The 4,648-nt window shown below is 71.6% G+C and carries 4 protein-coding genes; all 4 read left to right on the forward strand.

Translation table 11 applies throughout. The annotated features are described in order from the left end of the window. The first annotated feature begins 557 nt into the window (after window positions 1-557). The 4 genes from VLK66_RS05920 to VLK66_RS05935 all read left to right on the forward strand — a co-directional run bounded on the left by VLK66_RS05920 (window position 558) and on the right by VLK66_RS05935 (window position 4,593). A complete protein-coding gene (locus VLK66_RS05920) occupies window positions 558-2,027 on the forward strand; it encodes an aldehyde dehydrogenase family protein (RefSeq protein WP_325308459.1) in 1,470 nt (489 codons plus the stop codon). A 149-nt stretch (window positions 2,028-2,176) separates the two neighbouring features. Further along, window positions 2,177-2,413: a type II toxin-antitoxin system HicB family antitoxin gene (locus VLK66_RS05925; RefSeq protein WP_325308460.1), complete on the forward strand. Its 237-nt coding sequence runs from the start codon at window positions 2,177-2,179 to the stop codon at window positions 2,411-2,413. A gap of 52 nt (window positions 2,414-2,465) precedes the next feature. Next, the gene (locus VLK66_RS05930) at window positions 2,466-3,668 is read left to right on the forward strand and encodes an acetyl-CoA C-acyltransferase (RefSeq protein WP_325308461.1); all 1,203 of its coding nucleotides are present in this window, start codon (window positions 2,466-2,468) and stop codon (window positions 3,666-3,668) included. Window positions 3,669-3,789: 121 nt separating this feature from the next. Beyond that, the gene (locus tag VLK66_RS05935) at window positions 3,790-4,593 is read left to right on the forward strand and encodes an enoyl-CoA hydratase/isomerase family protein (protein ID WP_325308462.1); all 804 of its coding nucleotides are present in this window, start codon (window positions 3,790-3,792) and stop codon (window positions 4,591-4,593) included. Window positions 4,594-4,648: the final 55 nt, after the last annotated feature.

The following is a 4,648-nucleotide window of genomic DNA, read 5'->3' on the forward strand; positions in this document are numbered from 1 at the left end:
AGCTGCCAGACGGGCGGCGCGCTGCCGCTGGAGCAGGGGCTGGCGCTGGAGCGCGAGCTGCAGGCGCTGCTCTTCAACAGCAGCGACGCCAAGGAAGGCCTCACGGCGTACGTGGAGAAGCGCGCGCCGCAGTTCACCGGCAAGTAAGCCGCGGAGCGGTTGATGCGGGGGAGCCGGGCGATGGACGTCCGGTTCCCTTCGTGTTTAGGGGAGCTTAGGGGACAGGCTACAGGGACAGGGAACGGTGGGCGGGAACGGACGCCTGCGCGTCGCTCCGGCATCGCGCCCTCTCCGGCCGGCCGAGGCCGTCCACCTCTCCCGTACCGGGAGAGGTAGCTGGACCGGCATCTCCGCTCGCGGCGGACGCTGGGGCTGGACACGCGTTGTAAACTGCGTGACGCGCGAGTGCCCGCCCCACACCCAACCCTCTCCCGTTATCGGAAGAGAGTGGCGAGCCCAGGCGAGCCGGGTGAGGGGTGGATGGCGAGGGCGCGCACCGCGGGTTCGGCGTGCGATCGACGTTTTCGCAACTTCTGACGACTTTCTCGAGGGGACTGATGGCTACGACGGAGACTGGGGCCGCGGTCGCGCCCGGCAGGCTCTTCATCGGCGGCGAGTGGGTGGACGCGGCGTCGGGGAAGACGTTCGACACCGTGAACCCCGCCACCGGCGAGGTGCTGACCCACGTGGCCGAGGGCGACGCCGAGGACGTGGACCGTGCCGTCCGCGCCGCCCGCGCCGCATTCGACGAGGGGAAGTGGAGCGGGATGGACGCGCGCAAGCGCGGCAAGATCCTCTACGCCATCGCCGACCGGCTGGAGGCCCGCGCCGACGAGCTTGCGCGGCTGGAGACGCTCGACAACGGCAAGCCCGTGCGCGAGGCGCGCATGTTCGACGTGGAGGGCGCCATCGAGTGCTTCCGCTACTACGCCGGCTGGGCCGACAAGATCGACGGCGACGTCATCCCCGTCCCCGGCCCGTACCTGAACTACACGCGCCGCGAGCCCATCGGCGTGTGCGGGCAGATCATCCCCTGGAACTACCCGCTGCAGATGGCGGCGTGGAAGGTCGCCCCGGCGCTGGCGTGCGGGAACACCGTGGTGCTGAAACCCGCCGAGCAGACGCCGCTGACCGCGCTGGAGCTGGCCCGCTGCTGCGCCGAGGCGGGGCTCCCGGCCGGCGTGCTGAACGTGGTCACCGGCTTCGGCGAGACGGCGGGGGCGGCGCTGGTGAAGCACCCGGACGTGGACAAGATCGCCTTCACCGGCTCGACCGCGGTGGGCAAGATCATCCAGCGCGAGGCGGCGGGAACGCTGAAGCGCGTGTCGCTGGAGCTGGGCGGCAAGAGCCCCAACATCGTGCTGGCCGACGCGGACGTGGAGGCGGCGGTGCGCGGGGCCACCAGCGCCATCTTCTACAACACCGGCCAGGCCTGCACCGCCGGCTCGCGCCTCCTCGTCGAGGAGGGCGTGCGCGACGAGCTGGTGGAGAAGCTGGTGAAGCGCGCCGGGAGCATGCGGCCGGGCAATCCGCTCGATCCCAAGTGCCGGATGGGGCCGCTGGTGAGCCAGGAGCAGCTGGACCGGGTGATGGGGTACATCGAGTCGGGCCGCAGCGAGGGCGCCGAGCTGGTGTACGGCGGCGACCGGCCGGAAGGCGACGGAAAGGGCTTCTTCCTGAACCCCACCATCTTCGACCGCGTGAAGCCGGAGATGACGATCGCGCGCGAGGAGATCTTCGGCCCCGTGCTGGCGGTGACGACGTTCAAGGACCTGGACGAGGCGATCGAGATCGGCAACCGCAGCGAGTACGGCCTGGCCGCCGCGGTATGGACCCGCGACGTGGCGAAGGCGCACCGCGCCGCCGCCGCGCTGCGCGCCGGCACCGTGTGGATCAACATGTACCACACGCTCGACACCGCCTCGCCGTTCGGCGGCTACAAGCAGTCCGGCTACGGCCGCGAGCTGGGCAAGCACGCGCTGGACCTGTACACGCAGGTGAAGAGCGTGTGGGTGAACCTGGCGTGAGGCTCGCGCCTCCCGCGGCGGCTGAAGCCGCGGCCACAACCACGGAAAGCCTCGCAAACCGCGCGAGGCTGAACGGCGGTTGCAGGGCGCGATGAAGGTTCATCGCGCCCTCAACGAAGAGCGCATGCAACTCGCAGCAGGGTGGCAACATGCGCATGGAGCTGACGGCCGTGTACATGCAAGTCCCAGGAGGCGGCTATGTCGCCTTCGCGAAGGAGCTCTGGGGCGCAAATTCGCAGGGCGAGACCCTCGAGGAAGCGCGCGCGATGCTGGAGGATGCCGTTCGCCTTCTGATCGAAGCGAGCCGCGGCGAGAACGAGAAGTTCATCGCTGACCGCAACGTCGTTCACGAACCGCTCGTCATCGACGAACCCGGATGGGACTGAACGGCTGGAGCCGGATCACATCCTCATTCCTGCTGAACACAAGCTACTGTACATGACCGACGCGCTGATCATCGACGCCGTGCGGACGCCGATCGGGCGGTACGCGGGCGCGCTCTCGTCCGTGCGGCCCGACGATCTGGCGGCGGCGGTGGTGAAGGCCATCGTCGAGCGCACGGGGGTGGACCCGTCGCTCGTGGACGACGTGATCTTCGGGTGCGCCAACCAGGCCGGCGAGGACAACCGCAACGTGGGGCGGATGGCGGCGCTGCTGGCCGGCCTCCCCGTCTCCGTTCCCGGGCAGACGGTGAACCGGCTCTGCGGCTCGGGGCTCGAGGCGGTCCGCAGCGCGGCGCACGCCATCCGCGCCGGCGAGGGCGAGGTCTTCATCGCCGGCGGCGTGGAGAGCATGTCGCGCGCGCCGTGGGTGATGCTGAAGCCGGGCGAGGGCTTCGCGCGGGGCGTGCCGGAGATGGCCGACTCGCTCCTCGGCTGGCGCTTCGTGAACCCCAGGATGCCGAAGGAGTGGACGGTCGCCCTCGGCGAGACGGCGGAGATCATCGCCGGCGAGTTCCACGTCTCGCGCGAGGACCAGGACCGCTTCGCCTTCGACAGCCAGCAGCGCTCCGGCCGCGCCATCGCCGAGGGCCACTTCCGCGCCGAGATCGCCCCGGTGGAGGTGCCGCAGCGCAAGGGCCCGCCGAAGGTGGTGGACACCGACGAGCATCCGCGCCCCGACACCACGCTGGAGGCGCTGGGCGCGCTGAAGCCCAGCTTCCGCAGGGAGGGCGGCACCGTCACGGCCGGCAACTCGTCGGGGCTGAACGACGGCGCGGCGGCGCTCCTCGTGGTCTCGTCCGGGGCGGCGGAGCGGCTGGGGAAGCGGCCGATGGCGCGCGTGGTGGCCAGCGCGGTCGCCGGCGTGGAGCCGCAGCGCATGGGGATCGGCCCCGTGCCGGCCACGCGGCTGGCGCTGCAACGCGCCGGGCTGACGGTGGGCGACCTGGGGCTCGTCGAGCTGAACGAGGCCTTCGCCGCGCAGTCCGTCGCCTGTGTCCGCGAGCTGGGGCTCGATCCGGCGATCGTGAACGTCTCCGGCGGCGCGGTCGCGGTGGGCCACCCGCTCGGCTCGTCCGGCGCGCGCATCCTGACCACGCTGGTGCACGAAATGCGGCGCCGCGAGGTGCGCTACGGACTGGCGTCGATGTGCATCGGCGTAGGCCAGGGGATCTCGATGATCGTGGAGCGCGTCCCGTGATGCGAACGAGGACACACCGGAGCCTGCCTCCCGCGGGGATGCCCGAGCGGGAGTCCGCGAAGGCGGACTTCGGGCCGTTGTTGCCGCGAATTCATTCGCCCGGCAGTCCGCGGCGGCACGGATGAGCGAGACATCGCAGCTCGACGCGGTGCTCTACCGCGAGGACGAGGGCATCGCGTGGATCACCCTCAACCGCCCCGAGCGGCTGAACGCGTTCGCGGGGGCGATGCGGGACGACCTGCGCGCGGCCGTCGAGCGCGCGGCGGAGTCGGCGGAGGTGCGCGTGGTGGTGATCACGGGCGCCGGCCGCGGCTTCTGCACCGGCGCGGACGTGGAGGTGATGAGCGACCTGGTCGCGCGCGGCGACGCGGCGGCGTTCGAGGGCTATGTGGAGGCGGGGATGCGGGCCGTGCGCGCGCTCGTCGCCTGCCGCAAGCCCGTCATCGCCGCGGTGAACGGCGTGGCGGCGGGGGCGGGCGCGTCGCTGGCCTGCGCCTGCGACGTGCGGGTGGCGAGCGAGAAGGCGTCGATCGGCTTCACCTTCACCCGCATCGGCGTGCACCCGGACTGGGGCGCCAGCTGGTTCCTCCCGCGACTGGTCGGCACCGGCCGCGCGGCGGAGCTGGTCCTCTCCGCGCGGATGGCGGACGCGCGGGAGGCCGAGCGCATCGGCCTCTTCCAGCGCGTCCACGCGGCGGACGCGTTCGAGGGCGAGGTGCGCTCGTTCGCGCTGGAATTGGCCGCCAAGCCGCCGCTCGCCCTGGCCGCCGCCAAGCACTCGCTCTCCATCTCCCCCGACGCTGATTTGGAGACGATGATGGAAACGGAGCGCGAGGCCCAGATGCGCCTCTTCCGCTCCGCCGACGTGCGCGAGGGGATCGCCGCCTTCAACGAGAAGCGGAAGGCGGCGTTCCGCGGCGAGTAGCCCGCTTCGTCCGATCCGGATGGAATGATGGACGGCCGCGCGGATCCGGATCCGC

The sequence above is a fragment of the Longimicrobium sp. genome, from assembly GCF_035474595.1.
Classification (GTDB): domain Bacteria; phylum Gemmatimonadota; class Gemmatimonadetes; order Longimicrobiales; family Longimicrobiaceae; genus Longimicrobium.

Excerpts from the sequence above, each read along its gene's own strand:
- VLK66_RS05920 (WP_325308459.1), top strand. The coding sequence starts at position 558 with ATGGCTACGACGGAGACTGGGGCCGCGGTCGCGCCCGGCAGGCTCTTC.
- VLK66_RS05930 (WP_325308461.1), top strand. The coding sequence starts at position 2,466 with ATGACCGACGCGCTGATCATCGACGCCGTGCGGACGCCGATCGGGCGG.
- VLK66_RS05935 (WP_325308462.1), top strand. The coding sequence starts at position 3,790 with ATGAGCGAGACATCGCAGCTCGACGCGGTGCTCTACCGCGAGGACGAG.
- VLK66_RS05925 (WP_325308460.1), top strand. The coding sequence starts at position 2,177 with ATGCGCATGGAGCTGACGGCCGTGTACATGCAAGTCCCAGGAGGCGGC.